Here is a 17,432-nt window from a genome sequence, read left to right on the forward strand (position 1 = left end):
CGGACAACAGCAACATCACCGATAACAGGGACCGCATTCCCCATGACTCAGACGACGCCATCCGGCAGCGCTGACAAATCGGCGGCGCGCTCGGAAGTCGAAAAGATCAAAGACGTCAGCAATTATCTGCGCGGCACGATCGCCCAGGGGCTGGCCGATCCGCTTACGGGCGCCATCTTCGAGAAAGACGCGCAACTGCTCAAGTTCCATGGCGCCTACATGCAGGACGACCGGGATCTGCGCGCCGAGCGTCAGAAGCAGAAACTGGAGCCTGCCTATCAGTTCATGGTCCGGCTGCGCATGCCCGGCGGGGTGTGCACGCCGGCGCAGTGGCGCAAACTCGATGCGCTTGCGCAGCAATACGGCGGCAACACGCTTCGTCTGACGACGCGTCAGACCGTGCAGTACCACAACGTTCTCAAGCACCAGTTGCGCCCCCTCATCCGCGGAATCGACGAGGTCGCGATGACGAGCATCGCGGCGTGCGGCGACGTGAATCGCAACACGCTGGTGTCGAACAATCCGCACCTCTCACCCGCACATGCCGAAGCGCTGGACTGGTGCCTGAAGATCGACCGGCACCTGTTGCCGCATACGAGCGCCTATCGCGAAATCTGGCTGGGCGACAAGCGTCTGGGCGCAGGCAAGGAAGACCTCGAACCGATTTACGGCAAGCACTATTTGCCGCGCAAGTTCAAGATCGCCATCGCCGTTCCGCCGAACAACGACGTCGATCTATACGCCAACGACCTTGGCTTCATCGCTATCGTGGGCGACGACGGCAAGCTCGAAGGTTTCAACGTCTCGGTCGGCGGCGGCATGGGCATGACGCATGGCGATGCAGCAACGTATCCGCGCACGGGCACGGTCATCGGCTACATTCCTGCGCACCGGATCGTGGACGTGGCGGAGAAAGTGTTGCTGGTGCAGCGCGATTTCGGCGACCGCACGAATCGCAAGCATGCGCGCCTGAAGTACACCATCGACGACCGGGGCGTCGAATGGTTCGGTGAAACGCTCAACCGGTACCTCGGCTGGGATCTCGCCCCGGCGCGTGCGTTCGCCTTCACCACCAACGGCGATCAATATGGATGGCGCAAGGGCGCGGACGGCTTGTGGCATCTCACGCTCTTCATCCAGAACGGGCGGGTGAAGGACCGGGGCGACTATCGTCCGATGACGGGCCTGCGCGAAATTGCCGGTGTGCACGACGGCGAGTTCCGAATCACGGCCAATCAGAACCTGATCGTCGCCCGGGTGAGCGACGCAAACAAGCCGCGCATCGAAGCGCTCGTCAAGGCGTACGGCCTGCTTGAAGGCGAGCATCATAGCGCGCTACGCATCAATTCGATGGCCTGCGTCGGCTTTCCGACGTGCGGTCTGGCCCTCGCGGAGAGCGAGCGTGCCCTGCCCGGTCTCGTCACGCGACTGGAGAAGGTGCTGGAGGACGCCGGGCTGGCGGGCGAACCGATCACGCTGCGCATGACCGGCTGCCCGAACGGCTGCGCGCGGCCTTACCTCGCGGAAATCGGACTTGTCGGCAAGTCCCCCGGCAAGTACAACCTGTACCTCGGCGCCGGCTTTCATGGCGAGCGTCTGAACAAGCTGTACAAGGAATCGTTAAACGAGGATCAGGTCGTTGCCGAGTTGACCCCGTTGTTCCGCCAATATTCGGCATCGCGCGACGCCGGTGAAAAATTCGGTGACTTCCTCGTACGTCAGGGCATCGTGAAAGCGGTGGTCGAAGCCCGCGAGGACTTCCACGGTCCGGGGCACGCCGAATCGTAGGTCACTCAAGGGGACGGCTCATCCCCGCATCGGGATTTCGCGGGCGGCGAAACACAACGGGGCTACCTGCCATCCCAATGAAAAAACCCCGGCACTTTCGCGCCGGGGTTTTGCATTCGGGTACCGCGAGACGTCAGTCGTTGCTGCCCGCGTAAGGCACCATGCAGCGCTTGACGGTGTTCTCGTAGTCGCGCGGCAGCTGGCTGCCCGGGATTTCGAAGTACTCGATACGCGCGCCGAAACCGCCCTGCATGATATCGACGTACGGGTTGTAGATCGCGTTGTTGTCCTTGTCGTGACCGCGATAGACGCGCACACGGTCGGCGCCCTGACGCGCGTAGCTCGTTGAATCCACGTTGGTCGAAAGCTCGCTCCAGCCGTGATAGATGCAATTCAGCACCATGAACCGGTCGGCACTGGTGCCTTGGTCGAGCAGTCGGCCCGTTGCCGGATCGGGCCGGCTCATCTGGTTGATCGGGCCACAGCCTGCCATCAGGCCAGCCAGCACTGCCACCGTCGCCATCAGCGCCACTCGCTTCATACTTCGACACCCTCAACTGAGCAAAAGATGGGCAATGTTACCCGGTTCGGCGGGCCACCGCCATGGACGCCCCGCCTCTTCCCGCCTCTCGCCCGCCGCTCCTTATCGCGCTTACTTGCGCTTTGTTGCGCTTCATCGCGCTTGTTCCCACCGGTTCCGCCTCACGGCGCCATGCCCCGGACCGAAGCGAGGGCTTTACGCGGCGAGCGACAGCGACGTGCCGCCGACCGCGTGCAGTGCAGGGCGTCTTCCACCGCCGCTTGCCGCGCCTTCGTCCCCCAGACGGAAGCGCGCCATCTCCTCGCGCAGCGCGTTCGTCTGGTCTTCCAGCGATGCCGCAGCGGCGGCCGCCTGCTCCACCAGCGCCGCGTTCTGCTGCGTAACGGTGTCCATCTGCGTGACAGCCTGATTCACCTGCTCGATGCCGCCGCTCTGTTCGTCCGATGCCGCAGAGATCTCGCCCATGATGTCGGTCACGCGCTGAACGGCCTGCGTGATCTCGTCCATCGTGCGCCCGGCCTCGGCCACGAGCGTTGAACCGTCGGACACCTTTTGGGCAGACGCTTCGATCAGCGTCTTGATCTCGCGCGCTGCCGTGGCACTGCGCTGCGCCAACGTGCGCACCTCGCCGGCCACCACGGCAAAACCGCGCCCCTGCTCGCCCGCGCGCGCGGCCTCGACCGCGGCATTGAGCGCGAGGATATTGGTCTGGAACGCAATGCCGTCGATCACCGCGATGATGTCGACGACCTGAGACGAACTCGCCGAGATGCCCTGCATCGTGTCGACCACGCGCGCCACCACCTGAGCGCCGCGTGCCGCGATATCCGAAGCGTTGACGGCCAGTTGGCTTGCCTGGCGCGCATTGTCGGCGTTCTGTTTGACCGTTGCCGTCAATTGCTCCATCGAGGAAGCCGTCTCCTCCAGCGACGCGGCCTGCTGTTCGGTGCGCGCCGAAAGATCGGTATTGCCCGCCGAGATCTCCGCCGTGGCCGTCGCCATCGCGTCGCAACTATGGCGCACGCCGCGAATCGTGCCGGCCAGGCGCGTCTGCATCATCTCCAGTCCGCGCATGAGCATCGACATTTCGTCCTTGCCGCGCACCTGCACCGGGTTGTCGAGCTGACCGGCGGAGATGTTCTCGAAGTGCGCGAGCGCCTCCTTTAGCGGACGCATGATCGCACCGCGCAGGGAGAAATAGCACGCGATGGCCATCAGCACGCCCAGCGCCGTGGCGCCGATGCTCAGCCAGCGAAACGCCGTCAGTTCCGCCATCGACGCTTCGTAGGTGTCCTGTCCGAGCTTGAGCTTGTAGGCCGCCAGCGCGTCGCTTGCCGCGGTGAGCGCGGCGTAGTGCCTGGGCAGCACGTTCATCGTGATGTCGTCCATCGCGGTGCGGTCGCGCGCGTCGATGGCGGCAAGCATTGGATTCATCCCCTGATCGAAGAATGTCGCGCGGCGCGTGGCGACGTCGTTTGCCAGACGTTGCTCCTCGGCGCCATGCGGCAGCGCCTGATACGCGACCCACGCGGCGTTCGCGTCCTTGATCATGCTGCGCGCGCGTGCGGCAACCTTGTCGGCGTCCGGCGATTCGGGATGCAGCACCACGCGATCGAGAATCGCGCGGGTTCGCGCGAGGGTGGCGTTGTCTTTGCCGAGCGCCACCGTGGCGGCGAGGTGATTGGCATACGTTTCGCGAAGCGCATCGCCGGTGCGCGTCATGCCCGCGATGCCCAGTGCGCCCAACAGAATCAATAGAACAGCCAACAGCGCCATGGTGATGCCCAGGCGCGCCTTGATCGAAAAGCTCCGAAACATGCTGTCGTCTCCGTCTTACGTGATGGGTATCTCACCCCTGTCCGGCCTCTGTCGGGCCGGTCATACTTGTCACATCGGCGCTTCGCACGCCAGACTTGAGCATCCTGAGGGTTTACGTGCCTGTGCGCCAAGGTGCCGGTGACGGTGGGATTGATTCACATCAACTGTCACGCATCGGGCATTTCGCGCTTGCGACGTCTTGCGCAACGAAACGGCACCGACCGGCACAAGCCGGGACAAACCCGGCACGAAACGAAATCGCCTTGCGAAGTCGCCTGGGGTGGCACCGAGCAACGGCAGAATGCTGCGGGTGACTGGGGGGAGCCTGCGTGATCTTATTACGTTTTTTATATATACATTCAATATATTCGGATCATGATCGAAGGACTCGAGAAACTGCTGGCCGCGGGCAAAGACAATGCGCTGCTGCGCTTCGGCCTCGGAAAGGCCTATCTTGATGCGCAGAACTTCGCGCTGGCCGCCGATCATCTTGCGCACTGTGTGGCGTTCGACCCCGCATACACCGCTGCATGGAAGCTGCTGGGCAAAGCTCGCCAGGGCGCAGGCGACGCGACCGGGGCGCGCGACGCGTGGACACGCGGCATCGCCGCCGCCCAAGCTCACGGCGACCGGCAGGCCGAGAAGGAAATGACCGTTTTTCTCAAACGGCTGGGCTGAATTCGCGTCATGTGACCGATCGGTATTTCGGAACCGGCGTGTTGGCGGCGGGCGTGGTATCGTGCAGCCTGCCCTTTACAAGAGACTCGAACGCATCGAGCGTTCGGCACACCACGACAATGCCTGAGATCTCCACCTGGCTGGCTTTCGCCCTGGTCGCCATCGGCATGGCCCTGACGCCGGGACCGAACATGATGTACCTGATTTCGCGCTCGCTATGCCAGGGGCCGGCCGCCGGCCTCGTATCGCTAGGAGGTGTCGCGCTGGGCTTCGTCTTCTACATGCTGTGCGCTGCGTTCGGTATTACCGCCCTGCTGTTCGCCGTGCCGTTCGCGTATGATGCGCTGCGTTTCGGCGGCGCGCTGTATCTGTTCTGGCTATCGTGGCAGGCACTCAAGCCAGGCGGCCGTTCGCCGTTCGAGATGCGTACGCTCCCCAAGGATAGCAACCGTCGCCTTTTCACGATGGGTCTGCTGACCTCGGTGCTCAATCCGAAAATTGCCATGCTTTATCTGGCACTGCTCCCGCAGTTCGTGCATCCCGGACATGGCAGCGTCCTGACGCAGTCGCTGCTTCTCGGCGTGACGCAGATCGTTGCGAGCGTCGCCGTCAACGCATCCGTTGCGTTGTCGGCCGGCACCATTTCCCGCTTCCTCGGTCAACGCCCGGCTTGGGTGCGCATTCAACGCTACCTGATGGGCGGCGTGCTGGGGGCGCTGGCGCTGCGCATGGCGACGGAAGCCCGTCGCTGAGCATTCGATGGCGCCAGATGGGCATTCGGAACGCCGGATGCCTGCATCGCTCTAATCGCGCACTGACCCCACAGTTTGCCGCCTCGTACGACCCCTCACATTTTTCGGGGGGTGACGTCCCGGGCGTGGCATACTGCTCCGATTTCGCCGCGCGGCGGGGATCCACGCAGCGCTAGGCCGGCCGGCCTGTTCCCATCCTGCATTTTTCGTTGGGTATGTCCTTGAAGCATTGTTTGCCGCCTCGTGCGCCATCGCATCGCGCGCACCGCTTGTCCCCCGTCGTCACGTCTCAGGCGCAGTCATCGCACGCCGCCTCGCCCCCACTCCATGGACGTCCCCACGCGCGCCAGCGCGGATTCGGCACGCTGGCCGTTATCCTTGCCACGTTGGCAGGGTTGGCTGTCGTCGCCGCGCTGATCGTCGGTTATGCATTGATCGTGATGCGCCCGAACCTGCCGCCGCTGGACGTCATTACCGACTACCGGCCGAAGGTGCCATTGCGTGTCTACACGGCCGATAACGTGCTGATCGGAGAATTCGGCGAGGAGCGTCGCAGTCTGGTAACCATCGACCAGATCCCGGACGTCATGAAAAAAGCGGTGCTCGCCATCGAGGACTACCGCTTCTACGATCACGGCGGCGTCGATTTCATCGGGATTCTGCGTGCGGGCGTCTCGGACGTGATGCACCGGGGCGCGGCACAGGGCGCCAGCACGATCACCATGCAGGTCGCGCGCAACTTCTTCCTCTCACGCGAGAAGACGGCCACGCGCAAGATCTACGAAATGCTGCTCGCGTACAAGATCGAATCCGCGCTGTCCAAGGACAAGATTCTCGAGCTGTACATGAACCAGATTTATCTGGGACAACGCGCTTACGGCTTTGCCAGCGCGGCACGCATCTACTTCGGCAAGGATCTGAAAGACGTCACCCTCGGTGAAGCGGCGATGCTCGCCGGCCTGCCCAAGGCACCGTCCGCCTACAACCCCATCGTCAATCCCAAGCGCGCGAAGATCCGTCAGGAGTACATCCTAAAGCGCATGCTCGATCTGGGTTACATCTCGCGCAATCAGTATGAAGACGCCCTGCACGAGCCGATTCGCACGCGCACATCCGGCAACGAGTACAACGTGCATGCCGAGTACGTCGCCGAAATGGTGCGCCAGGCCGTGTACGACGAATACAAGGACGACGCGTACACGCGCGGCCTGAGCGTCATCACCACGCTCGATTCGAAGAAGCAACAGGCCGCTTATGAAGCGGTACGCGCAGGCGTGCTCGATTACGAGCGTCGCCACGCCTATCGCGGCGCGGAAGGTTTCGTGGAGTTGCCGGCCGCCATGCCGGACCGTCAGCAACTGATCGAAGATACGTTGCTTGAGCATCCGGATAACGGAGATCTTGTCGCTGCGGTGGTCGTGGCCGCGAGCACGTCGCAAGTCACGGCGGTGCCGCTCTCGGGCGACGCCGCGGTGGTCAATGGCGACGGCATCGGTTTTGCCGCGTCCGCGCTCTCGCCCAAAGCGAGCGAGAAACTCCGCATTCGTCCGGGTTCGATCATCCGGATCATGAAGGACGCCAGGGGCAAGTGGCGCATTTCGCAGTTGCCCGAGGTGCAGGGTTCGCTCGTCTCCCTCTCGCCGGACGACGGCGCCATTCGCGCGCTGATCGGCGGTTTCGATTTCAACCAGAGCAAGTTCAACCGTGCGACGCAGGCGTGGCGTCAGCCGGGCTCCACCTTCAAGCCGGTGGTCTACTCGGCGGCCATCGAAAAGGGTGTGAGTCCCGCCACGATGGTGATGGACGGCCCGCTGAACCTGCCGCCCGCACAAACCGGCGGACAGGCCTGGGACCCGCATGACGACGATGCCTTCAGTGGGCCGATGACCGTACGCGAAGGACTGCAACGCTCGAAGAACCTCGTGGCGATCCGTCTGCTGCAATTCGCGGGCACGCAGTACACGCAGGACTACGCGACCCGCTTCGGCTTCGACGCCGACAAGGTGCCGCCATACCTGCCCATGGCGCTGGGCGCCGGGCAGACCACCCCGCTGCAACTGGCCGGCGCCTACGCCGTGTTCGCAAACGGCGGCTATCGCGTCGCGCCGTATCTCATCAGCGAAATTCGCGATGCACGCGGCAACGTGCTGAACAAGGCGACGCCGGTCGTTGCAGGCGTGAATGCCGCGCGCGCCATCTCCGCGCCGAACGCGTTCATCATGAACAGCCTGTTGCAAACGGTCGCGCAACGCGGTACGGGGTCGGGCACGAACGCGCTCAAGCGTACCGACATTGCAGGCAAGACCGGAACGACCAACGATGCCGTCGACGGCTGGTTCGCAGGCTATCAGCGTTCGCTCGTTGCGGTGGCATGGCTCGGTTTCGACCAGCCGAAGACGCTGGGCAGCCGGGAATTCGGCGCGCAACTGGCGTTGCCGGTCTGGCTCAAGTACATGGGTGTAGCGTTGAGCGGCGTGCCGCAGCAGCAAATGCCGATGCCCGACGGCGTGAGCGTCGTGAACGGCGAGCTGTACGAGTCCGACAAGCTGCCGGGCAACGGGTTTGTCGCGAGCATCGGTATCGAGGACAACAGCGGCGGCTTCTCGCTGCCGTTCTTCGGTAACCGCTCGCCATCCCCGGCCGCGCCCCCGCCAGCGGCCGGTCAACCGCCCTCGCCCGGCGGGACCGACGCGAGCGAAAAGGCCCGCATTCTCGACATGTTCAAGCATCCGTGATCGCCGGACGGACGCCCACAGGGGCTAGCGCTCAGGACGTCACTTCGATCTCGTAACGCTTGCGAAGCGGCCGCCCGGACAGGCGGCCGCTTCGCCTTCCCGGTGTCACGTCCACACACCCCGCACACGCGCGTGCCCATACGCGGCCTGGCGCACGTCGAGCGCAAGAACGTACAAGCGCACGACGATGCGAACCCGCTATGCTGGCGGCTTCGGACCTTCGCCCATCTTCCTTCAGGAACGTCTCACCATGCCGGTTCTGTCCCGCACGGCAAGCTTTGCCACAGGCGCCCGCGACACCTTGCCGATGATCGTCGGCGCGGCCCCCTTCGGCCTCATTTTCGGTGCGTTGGTCGCCACGACGCCGCTCGCGCTGTGGCATGGTCAACTGATGTCGCTGTCCGTCTTTGCCGGATCGAGCCAGTTCATTGCGGCCGGTCTGTTCGCCACCGGCGTGGGTTACGTCGTGCTGTGGGCGACCACGCTCATCGTCAATCTGCGCCATATGCTGTATGCGGCCAACCTGCTGCCGCATGTGAAGCATCTCGATTGGCGTTGGCGTGCGGTGCTGGGCTTCGTGCTCACGGACGAGACGTTCGCCGTCACGAGCAGTTACTTCCACCGTCATCCCGACGATCCGATGGGACATTGGTATTTCCTCGGTTCCGGCCTGTCGATGTACGTGAACTGGCAAGTGTGGACGTTGGCCGGTCTGCTGTTCGGCGCTGCCTTTCCCCGTCTGCAAACGCTCGGACTCGACTTCGCGATGGTGGCGACGTTCATCGCGATCATCGTGCCGCAAATGGCGCGCATGCCGTGGGCCATCGCGACCGTCGTCGCGGGCACCGCTGCCTATCTGTGCCGCGCAATGCCCTACAAGCTCGGCCTGCTCGCGGCCGTGGCGCTCGGTATTGCCGCGGGCATGCTGGCGCTGCATGCGAAGCGCCGTAACGGCGCACGCCCGACATCGGGCCCCGGGAGCGATACGCATCGGCGCACGCCGGACGATCGTTCGGGCATGCGCTCGCAGGAAACATCGGCGGGAGGGGCGCAATGAACTATGTCGTCGCAATTCTCGGCATGGCGGCCGTGACGTTCGCGGTCAAGGCCGCCATCTTCGTCCTCGGCGATCGTGTGCGCTTCCCTGAGTGGCTGCGCGAAGCGTTATCGTTCGTGCCGGTCACGGTGCTCACCGCGATCATCGTGCCGATGACGCTGGCCCCGCACGGCGAGGGGCTCGAATTGACGTGGCGCAATCCGCAGCTCGTGGCGGCCCTGCTGGCGACTGCCGTGTGCGCGGCAACGCGCCACCAGCTGCTCACCATCGGGGCTGGACTCGCTGTCTTCTTCGCGTGGCAGCTCGGCGTTCTCGCCTAAGAAAAAAGCGCCTAGCAAGGCGCTTCAGATTGCTGACGAACCCCTCGTTTTTCGGAGCGAGGGGTTTTATCTTTTAGGCAAGGGCGAATGGGCAGCGTAAGGGCGCGCACATTGAGAGACAAGCCCTCAGGACGCTCATGAGCCACCGAAACGGGCGCCAGAGGTACGAACGCTCGCCTAAACGCGCCCGTAGGCGCGCCACCAGCATCGCAATTTTCTTGATGTTCTGCGCCGCCGCAGCCAACAAGCACTGCTCGGCCACCTTGCGCAGCCCGCGCATGCGCGCATAGCGATGCCCATGCAGTTGCTTGGCATCGGCAAAGCTGCGTTCCACCGTCTCCTTGCGCCGCGCGTAAATGCGTCGTCCCCACTCGCTCAGCCGCCTCGCGTCCACCCGCTGCTTGGCGCGCTCCCAGACGTGGCGCGTCACCACCTTCACCGCGTTGGCACTGTTCGTGCACTGTGCTCGTACCGGGCAGCACCGGCATATCCGAGCATCGGATTTGTATTCCCGATAGCCGAGCCGGTTAGTCGTGCTGTACGGCAGCGCCTGTCCCTGCGGGCACACGTACTCGTTGCGGTACGCGTCGTACTGGAACTGCCGTTTGTAGAACAGCCCCGGCTTGTGGTTCGGCGTGCGATAGCCCATCACCCCGGCAATCTCCCGCTCCTCCAGCCCCTGGCACACCGCTGGCGTGAAGTAGCCAGCATCCAGCCCCACCGCTTCCACCTTGAACTCAAAGCGCTCGCGCTGTCGATCCAGCCGCTCCAGATACGGCTGGCTGTCGTGCACCGAGGCCGGCGTCACATGCGTATCGGTAATGATCGCGTGCTTGGCGTCCACCGTGCGGTGGTCCAGATAGAAGAAGCCCTTCGGCTTGTCGTCCCGCACCATGTAGCCGCTGTCCGGATCGGTCCGGCTAATCTTGGTGTCCTTGCTCGACGGCGGCTCATCGTCGTCCCGATTCAGCGGCTTCTTGCCATGCGCGGCCCGGTCCGCATCCACTGCCGCATTGAGCTTCTCCAGATAGGCCGCAGGCGTCTGTTCCAGCTTTACCACGTCGAACTTGTTCTTGTTCGCGTTGGCCTTCAGGTGCGTGCTGTCGGTGTACAGCACACGGCCATCGACCAGACCACGGCCCATCGCCTGGCGCACGATCTCGTCGAAGATCTCCTGATACACCGTCGTGTCCGTGAAGCGTCGGCGGCGATTCTGTGAGAACGTCGACGCATCCGGCACCTTGTCGGTCAGCCGAAACCGGGCGAACCACCGGTAGGCGACGTTGACCTGGACCTCGCGCATCAACTGCCGCTCACTGCGCACCCCAAACAGGTAGCCGATGAACAGCAGCTTGAACATCACCACCGGATCGAGCGCCGGACGACCGTTGTCTGCGCAGTACAGATGCGCGACCTTTTCGCGGATGAATTCGAAATCCACTGCCGCGTCGATCTGGCGCAGCAGGTGGTCCTTCGGCACGAGTTCCTCGAGCGTCACCATCTCGAGTTCGTGCTGCGTGGGCGTCGGGATCTTTAGCATCCTGCTATTAAAAAACAAAACCCTCGCACTTGGCGAGGGTTTGTCAGCAATCTGAAGCGCCTAGCAAGGCGCTTTTTTCATGGTGCCGGTTGTTCGTGTGAGGAACGACGAAGGACGAAGGACGAAGGACGAAGGACGAAGGACGTCAGACACTCACCGTCCCGAGCGTTCCGGCACGATAGGCCGCCACGAACGCGTCGAAATCGCCGACTTGCGTGCGTTCGAGTTCGGCCTGCGCGTCGAGCGACTTGCGCGCCAGCGTCTCGAAGTGTTCGACGACGGCCGCGTCGAGCGGCATCTCGCGCAGCGTGCGCGCGTGACGCTTGCTCCAATCCAGCGCAAACGCCTGAAACGCGCCGCCCTTCGTGCCGCGCAGCGGTTCGAGCGCCGCCATCACGCGTGCGGACGGCGTGAGCGACACGTCCTGTACCTTGGCGCGTTGCAGCGCCATCGAATGCGCGTAATGCGCGCCGCCCCGTTGCGCGTCGAACGCCGCGGCCGTGCGGTCGATGCGATCGAGCAACTCCTGCGCCCAGTCGAACAACGTGATCGCCTCGCCACCGCGGTGCAGCCTCAAACCGGGCTTGCGGCCCTCCTTCACCACGTGCGCGAAGTTGTCGCGATTTTCCGCGTTCTCCGCATTCGAGCACGACGGGCTGTTTTCCAGCGCGCAGAACAGCAGGAAGGCGTCGATGAAGCGTGCCGTGTCGACATCGATACCGACAGGCTGGAAGGGATCGATGTCGATGCAGCGCACTTCGACGTACTGCACGCCACGGCGCGCCAGTGCCTGTACCGGACGCTCGCCGCTATACGTCACGCGCTTCGGGCGAATCGTCGCATAGAACTCGTTTTCGATTTGCAGCAAGTTCGTCGACAACTGAATCCATTCACCGTTACGCTTCGTGCCGAGCGCCTCGTAGGCGGGATGCGGCTGGCTGACAGCTTGCGTGAGCGCATCGATGTAGCTTGGCAGACAGTCGTAGCACGGCGAGACTTCGGACTGCGCACTGTTCTGATAGCCGAGATCGCTCATGCGCAGGCTCGTGGCGTACGGCAGACCCAGGGTGCCCTCGTCGAACGACTCCAGACCGTGGTTGCGCCCGCGCAGGAACTCGGCATGCAGCACCGGCGACGCCCCGAACAGATACATCAACAGCCAGCTATAACGGCGAAAATTGCGAATGAGGGCGACATACCGCGCCGACTGATAGTCGCGCGCGGAATCCGTCGAACCTTCGGCTTCGCGCAGCAGTTCCCAGACAGGTTCGGCCAGCGAGAAGTTGTAATGGATGCCGGCGATGCACTGCATCGGCTTGCCATAACGTAGCGCGAGGCCCCGGCGATACACGTGCTTGAGCAGGCCGATGTGCGAGGTGCCGTAGTCGGCAATCGGAATCACCTCCTCGGGCGGCAGTGCGGGCGGCATCGAATCGCTCCACAGCAGCTCGGCGCCGAGCTTGCGATAGGCGAACTGATGGATCTCATTGAGGCGGGCGATGACCTCGGCGGCGTCGCGTTGCGGCGGCGTAATGAATTCGAGCAGCGCTTCTGAGTAGTCGGTGGTGATCTCGTCGTTGGTCAGCGCCGAGCCGAGCGCGCGCGGATGCGGCGTCAGTGCGAGTGCGCCGTTGTCTTCGACGCGCAGCGTTTCGCGTTCGATTCCCGACAGGCCCTGACCGAGCAGGTCCCGGTGCGCCGGTTGCATGACGAGCGCGAGGCGCTGGTCGAGTAACGCATGAGTGCCGGCATGAGCGGCGCGAGCCGTGTGTTCGTTTTGACGATTCTGGTTTTCCAACTTCCATCCCTCTGGACAAGCGCAGTGCTATGGCATGACGGTCACCGGCAAAACCCGCCATGACAGGCGTCACGGTCGGTTTGCGTTTCGGCGGCGAACGGCGTGCGGAGGTCTACGGGGGTGCCGACGGCGGCGGCACGGCCGCCGGAACCTGGACTCCGGGGGACGCGCCCGATGCGCGGCACGGCGCGAATTTGGCCTGAGCATAACTGAAAACGCCAAACCGCGTCGGACGCCACTTCGGCACGACTTTTCGGGACACCTGTCTCGAAGTTCGCATCGACATCGGCCGCAATGCCGTTCAACGTCGGCGTCGGTCCCGATCAGGGGCGTGAGCCTCGCTCAGGTGTCGATTTCGAACCCTCACCGTAGCGCAGCCTCGGTATGGATCGGCATGGACCGCCGCACGAGCCACAGTGGCGGTCCCGGCAGCAGCCTCAGCGCCAGCCTGAGTCCGCCTGCGCGAATGCCGCATTGGCGGCCCGTCGCCGCCCGCCGATACTCACACCATGATGAATACTCAACACTTCGCTGATCTTCTCCCCCTGCTCTCGCTGGGCCTCGTTACCTTCCTGCTTGCCGGATTTGTCAAAGGCGTGATCGGGCTGGGCCTTCCGACGGTGGCCGTCGGTCTGCTGGGCCTTGCCATGCCGACGGCCGAGGCGGCCGCCCTGCTGATCGTGCCCTCGCTCGTGACAAACGTCTGGCAGTTGCTGGCCGGGCCGCGCTTTGCCGCGCTGGCCAGGCGCCTGTGGCCGATGCTTCTCGGTATCTGTATCGGTACCTGGGCGGGTGGCGGATGGCTCGCAAATGGCGGCAATCTGGCCGGAATGGCGTTGGGGGGGGCGTTGCTCGTCTATGCGGCGCTCGGGCTGGCGGCCGTGCGGCTTCACATGCCGAAAACATGGACGAGTTCGCGTGTGAGCGCGCTTGGCGGCGGCATTGGTGTCGTTACGGGCCTGGTGACGGCCGCAACTGGCGTCTTCGTCATTCCCGCCGTGCCGTTTCTTCAGGCGCTCGATCTCGAGAAGGACGATCTCGTACAGGCGCTGGGTCTGTCGTTCACGGTGTCCACGATTGCGCTGGCCGCCGGACTGGCGCGCGACGGCATCTTCCACGGCCATGCCATCGGTGTATCGCTGCTTGCGGTTGCGCCGGCGCTGGGCGGCATGTTCTTCGGCCAATGGGTGCGCGCCCGCGTGAGCGCGCCCGTGTTCCGCCGCTGCTTCTTCGTGGGGCTGGCCATGCTGGGTGCCGAGTTGGTGATTCAGCACATGCGTTGAGCGCGGGCGCATCGATGCATCGGCCGACGTCACTTCAGATCGGCAAAGTCGACATCCCAGAACTCCCTTTCACGACGCAGCTCCAGGCTGCGGCCCTCCTCCGTGCGCCGGAGTTCGACGCGGCGAATCTTGCCGGAGATCGTCTTCGGCAAATCGCAAAACTCGATGCGGCGAATGCGCTTGTAAGGCGCGAGCTGGTCGCGGCAGAAACGCAGTATGTCGAGCGCGAGCCGATCGTCGGCCTGAAATCCGGAGCGCAGCGTGATGAAGGCCTTCGGCACGGCGAGCCTGACGGGGTCGGGGCTCGGGACGACGCCCGCCTCGGCGACAGCCGGATGCTTGATGATTTCGCTCTCCAGTTCGAACGGGCTGATGCGGTAATCGGAGGCCTTGAAAACATCGTCTGCGCGGCCGACATAAGTGAAATAACCGCGCTCATCGCGCATGGCGACGTCACCGGTGTGATAGTAGCCGTCACGCATCGCGTCGGCCGTCTTCCCGGGATCGTCCTCGTACCCTTGCATCAGGCCTGTCGGGCGCGGTGACAACACCAGCGCCACTTCACCCTCGTCGGCTTCGTTGCCATCCGCGTCGAGCAGCACGACGCGATACCCCGGCATCGGGCGTCCCATGGCGCCTGCCTTGACGGCCTGCCCCGGCGAATTGCCGATCTGGCAGCAGGTCTCCGTCTGCCCGTAACCATCGCGGATCGTGATGTTCCATGCGCGCCGGACCTGATCGATCACCTCGGGATTGAGCGGCTCGCCCGCACCGATCAGTTCGCGGAATTTCACGGCGTGCCGCGTGAGGTCTTCCTGAATCATCATGCGCCAGACGGTCGGCGGCGCGCACAGGGTGGTGACACCACAACGCGCGGCGGTCTGGAGCGCGGCGCGTGCGTCGAAGCGCGAAAAGTTGTAGATGAAGATGGTGGCCCCGGCATTCCACGGTGCGAAGAAACAACTCCACGCGTGCTTCGCCCATCCCGGCGAACTGATGTTCCAGTGAATGTCACCGGGTTGCAGGCCGAGCCAGTACATCGTGGCGAGATGGCCGACGGGATAGCTTTGATGCGTGTGCAGCACGAGTTTGGGACGCGATGTCGTGCCCGACGTGAAGTACAGCAACAGCGGATCGGTTGCGAGCGTGATGCCATCTGGCGTGAAGCGGGCCGACGCATCGTAGGCCGGCGCGAGCGGCGTCCATCCGGCGGGCGCCCCGTCGCCAACGGCGATGCGCTGGTAGCCGCCTGGCAGGCTGGCGAACTTGAGTGCGTCTCGCGCGGTGGTGACCACGTGACGGACGCGCCCACGTTCGAGCCGGTCGGCGAGGTCGCCCGCCGCGAGCAGCGTCGTGGCGGGAATCATGACGGCGCCGAGCTTCATGCAGGCGAGCATGAGGTCCCAGAGCTCGACCTGATTGGGCAGCATGAGCAGCACACGGTCCCCGCGCGCGACACCATGTTCGCGAAGAAAATTGGCGACGCGATTGGAGCGGGCGGACATCTCGGCGAACGACAGACGTGTTTCCCGGCCGTCCTCCTCGACGACCCAGAGGGCCGGGTTGTCGTTGCCCTGCGCCTGCGGATCGAAGAAGTCCAGCGCCCAATTGAATTGCGAGAGGACTGGCCAGCGGAAATCACGGTACGCCACGTCGTAATGAGCGCGCTGCGCGAGCAGTAGATCGCGTGCGTCGCCGAATCCCTGGGTGTGCGGCATCGCTTGTCTCCGAGCCTCGTGGGCAATGGATCTGGGCAGATTTCCATTATCGTGAGGCCCTTCGAATTCGACATTCGGGATAACCATCATCGTGATCGGGGACGGCGTTCGGGATGTGATGCACCGACGTGAAACGGTTTGTGCCGCGCGAAAAACAGAAGCGATTCAATGAGTTGATGCGTGGCGAGCGAAGGGAAGGAAAAAAAGATGCGTCGCGCGCGCATGCCCCCTATCTTTCCCGCAAAAAGCTCTGCTATAATCGCGTTCTTTCGAGCGATGCTTCTTAACGAAGCGTCTCTCACGGGGCGTAGCGCAGCCTGGTAGCGTACCTGCATGGGGTGCAGGTGGTCGGAGGTTCAAATCCTCTCGCCCCGACCAGAACAGAACCCGCACAGTCTTTGGCTGTGCGGGTTTTTTCTTATAAGTCGATTTGTTCGGAGCCGCGCCACGTTTATCGCGACGTCAAGTGCGCGCCTCCCGTTGCGCGGGATCAGCCGGAACACCTCGCGGCGGTGATCCCATTTTGGGGAGTTGGCGCGCCGTCTCGCTCGATCCAACTGTAGTGGTCCTTATCACTCATCCGATATAGGTCTTTGTAGCCATTGGCCAGTGCCACGGCAAAGTCGGTATCGTTCAGCCGCGAGACGGTGCCACTATTTCCAGAACTTCCGGAATCGCCTACGAAGGCAAATCTGATCGAGTTCCCTGAAATCGAAATGATGTTTCGTCCGTACGCGTCGCGCGAGCACCAAGTCCCGTCAAGCTGCGAGGTAAAAGCCCGATCTGATGAGTTCGTACCCGATCGCGAATCTGGCGCTGCACCGTCGGCGCGCTTACATACCCGACACGAAATGCCGGAGAGGTTTGTCCGGGAAATAGGCTTCTGTCCAAATACCCTATCCTCACCACGATTTCCTTGAATGAGAATCGTGAAATACGGTGTCCCGTCAACGAAGTAATCGACCTTGGAGCAAATAGGGGCGCTTGACGTGAATCTCAGGTCTGCCGCATAGCTACCTTTCGTCGATTCGGTTGGAACGACGTTCACGGACACCGCGCAAATCCCGACAACTTGCTGGCAATCGCAGTTGTTTCCCTGCGCAAAGGCCATCGCCGGCGCCAGCAATAGACACCACCCAATCAGTCTTCGCATTCCTGTTAAATGATTCGCAAACTTCACGACGGCGAGACGTGCCCGCTCATCGATTCCTCGTACTTCCCGGTAAGCCGCAGCGTCAATTCATCCGTGGAAGGAAGTGGGTCGATCCCTGAAGAACGCAGTCATTCGGACACGACTTCCAATTCGACTGGAGCCACACGTAGATCGCTTGACAAGGCCTGCCGACACTATCGCACCTAGCAAAATCCCCTGATCCGCATTCCCCCATCCTTTATCGTTCTATT

General features: G+C 63.4%; 12 protein-coding genes and 1 tRNA gene. 8 read left to right on the plus strand and 5 right to left on the minus strand.

Features of this window, described 5'->3' with window-relative positions; all coding sequences use genetic code 11:
• Window positions 1–42 precede the first annotated feature (42 nt).
• Window positions 43–1,788 carry an NADPH-dependent assimilatory sulfite reductase hemoprotein subunit gene (locus AB870_RS12980; RefSeq protein WP_047905035.1) on the plus strand — a complete coding sequence of 582 codons (1,746 nt, stop codon included), beginning with the start codon at window positions 43–45 and terminating at the stop codon, window positions 1,786–1,788.
• 133 nt (window positions 1,789–1,921) lie between these two features.
• Here AB870_RS12980 and AB870_RS12985 read toward each other — a convergent pair whose 3' ends face one another.
• Together AB870_RS12985 and AB870_RS12990 are read right to left on the minus strand one after the other, a co-directional pair.
• The gene (locus AB870_RS12985; protein ID WP_047905036.1) at window positions 1,922–2,329 is read right to left on the minus strand and encodes a hypothetical protein; all 408 of its coding nucleotides are present in this window, start codon (window positions 2,327–2,329) and stop codon (window positions 1,922–1,924) included.
• 195 nt (window positions 2,330–2,524) lie between these two features.
• Window positions 2,525–4,147 carry a methyl-accepting chemotaxis protein gene (locus tag AB870_RS12990; protein WP_047905037.1) on the minus strand — a complete coding sequence of 541 codons (1,623 nt, stop codon included), beginning with the start codon at window positions 4,145–4,147 and terminating at the stop codon, window positions 2,525–2,527.
• A gap of 375 nt (window positions 4,148–4,522) precedes the next feature.
• Here AB870_RS12990 and AB870_RS12995 point away from each other — a divergent pair, with 375 nt between their 5' ends.
• The 5 genes from AB870_RS12995 (at window position 4,523) to AB870_RS13015 (ending at window position 9,689) form a co-directional block, all read left to right on the plus strand.
• The gene (locus AB870_RS12995; protein WP_047905038.1) at window positions 4,523–4,825 is read left to right on the plus strand and encodes a hypothetical protein; all 303 of its coding nucleotides are present in this window, start codon (window positions 4,523–4,525) and stop codon (window positions 4,823–4,825) included.
• A 119-nt stretch (window positions 4,826–4,944) separates the two neighbouring features.
• Window positions 4,945–5,577 (plus strand): LysE family translocator, encoded by a 633-nt coding sequence (locus AB870_RS13000; protein ID WP_047905039.1) that lies wholly within the window; start codon window positions 4,945–4,947, stop codon window positions 5,575–5,577.
• Window positions 5,578–5,810: 233 nt separating this feature from the next.
• Window positions 5,811–8,312, plus strand: coding sequence for a penicillin-binding protein 1A (locus tag AB870_RS13005; RefSeq protein ID WP_472462566.1), 2,502 nt, complete (start codon window positions 5,811–5,813; stop codon window positions 8,310–8,312).
• A gap of 250 nt (window positions 8,313–8,562) precedes the next feature.
• Window positions 8,563–9,369, plus strand: coding sequence for an AzlC family ABC transporter permease (locus AB870_RS13010; RefSeq protein ID WP_084664157.1), 807 nt, complete (start codon window positions 8,563–8,565; stop codon window positions 9,367–9,369).
• Window positions 9,366–9,689: an AzlD domain-containing protein gene (locus AB870_RS13015; protein WP_047905041.1), complete on the plus strand. Its 324-nt coding sequence runs from the start codon at window positions 9,366–9,368 to the stop codon at window positions 9,687–9,689. The genes AB870_RS13010 and AB870_RS13015 overlap by 4 nt, the downstream gene beginning before the upstream one ends.
• A gap of 73 nt (window positions 9,690–9,762) precedes the next feature.
• Here the strand turns inward: AB870_RS13015 and AB870_RS13020 are convergent, their stop codons facing one another.
• Window positions 9,763–11,229, minus strand: coding sequence for an IS1182 family transposase (locus tag AB870_RS13020; RefSeq protein ID WP_053059358.1), 1,467 nt, complete (start codon window positions 11,227–11,229; stop codon window positions 9,763–9,765).
• A 145-nt stretch (window positions 11,230–11,374) separates the two neighbouring features.
• Window positions 11,375–12,937, minus strand: a complete 1,563-nt coding sequence (gene gshA, locus AB870_RS13025) for a glutamate--cysteine ligase (protein WP_047908168.1) — start codon at window positions 12,935–12,937, stop codon at window positions 11,375–11,377.
• A gap of 599 nt (window positions 12,938–13,536) precedes the next feature.
• Between gshA and AB870_RS13030 the strand changes: the two genes are divergently transcribed.
• Window positions 13,537–14,310: a sulfite exporter TauE/SafE family protein gene (locus AB870_RS13030; RefSeq protein ID WP_047905043.1), complete on the plus strand. Its 774-nt coding sequence runs from the start codon at window positions 13,537–13,539 to the stop codon at window positions 14,308–14,310.
• A gap of 29 nt (window positions 14,311–14,339) precedes the next feature.
• Here the strand turns inward: AB870_RS13030 and AB870_RS13035 are convergent, their stop codons facing one another.
• Window positions 14,340–16,028, minus strand: a complete 1,689-nt coding sequence (locus AB870_RS13035; RefSeq protein ID WP_047905044.1) for an AMP-binding protein — start codon at window positions 16,026–16,028, stop codon at window positions 14,340–14,342.
• A gap of 301 nt (window positions 16,029–16,329) precedes the next feature.
• Here AB870_RS13035 and AB870_RS13040 point away from each other — a divergent pair.
• Window positions 16,330–16,406, plus strand: a tRNA-Pro gene (locus AB870_RS13040).
• Window positions 16,407–17,432 lie beyond the last annotated feature (1,026 nt).

The sequence above is a fragment of the Pandoraea faecigallinarum genome, from assembly GCF_001029105.3.
In the GTDB taxonomy this organism is placed as follows: domain Bacteria; phylum Pseudomonadota; class Gammaproteobacteria; order Burkholderiales; family Burkholderiaceae; genus Pandoraea; species Pandoraea faecigallinarum.

Excerpts from the sequence above, each read along its gene's own strand:
- AB870_RS12980 (WP_047905035.1), top strand. The coding sequence starts at position 43 with ATGACTCAGACGACGCCATCCGGCAGCGCTGACAAATCGGCGGCGCGC.
- AB870_RS12985 (WP_047905036.1), bottom strand. The coding sequence starts at position 2,329 with ATGAAGCGAGTGGCGCTGATGGCGACGGTGGCAGTGCTGGCTGGCCTG.
- AB870_RS12990 (WP_047905037.1), bottom strand. The coding sequence starts at position 4,147 with ATGTTTCGGAGCTTTTCGATCAAGGCGCGCCTGGGCATCACCATGGCG.
- AB870_RS12995 (WP_047905038.1), top strand. The coding sequence starts at position 4,523 with ATGATCGAAGGACTCGAGAAACTGCTGGCCGCGGGCAAAGACAATGCG.
- AB870_RS13000 (WP_047905039.1), top strand. The coding sequence starts at position 4,945 with ATGCCTGAGATCTCCACCTGGCTGGCTTTCGCCCTGGTCGCCATCGGC.
- AB870_RS13010 (WP_084664157.1), top strand. The coding sequence starts at position 8,563 with ATGCCGGTTCTGTCCCGCACGGCAAGCTTTGCCACAGGCGCCCGCGAC.
- AB870_RS13015 (WP_047905041.1), top strand. The coding sequence starts at position 9,366 with ATGAACTATGTCGTCGCAATTCTCGGCATGGCGGCCGTGACGTTCGCG.
- AB870_RS13020 (WP_053059358.1), bottom strand. The coding sequence starts at position 11,229 with ATGCTAAAGATCCCGACGCCCACGCAGCACGAACTCGAGATGGTGACG.
- gshA (WP_047908168.1), bottom strand. The coding sequence starts at position 12,937 with ATGCAACCGGCGCACCGGGACCTGCTCGGTCAGGGCCTGTCGGGAATC.
- AB870_RS13030 (WP_047905043.1), top strand. The coding sequence starts at position 13,537 with ATGATGAATACTCAACACTTCGCTGATCTTCTCCCCCTGCTCTCGCTG.
- AB870_RS13035 (WP_047905044.1), bottom strand. The coding sequence starts at position 16,028 with ATGCCGCACACCCAGGGATTCGGCGACGCACGCGATCTACTGCTCGCG.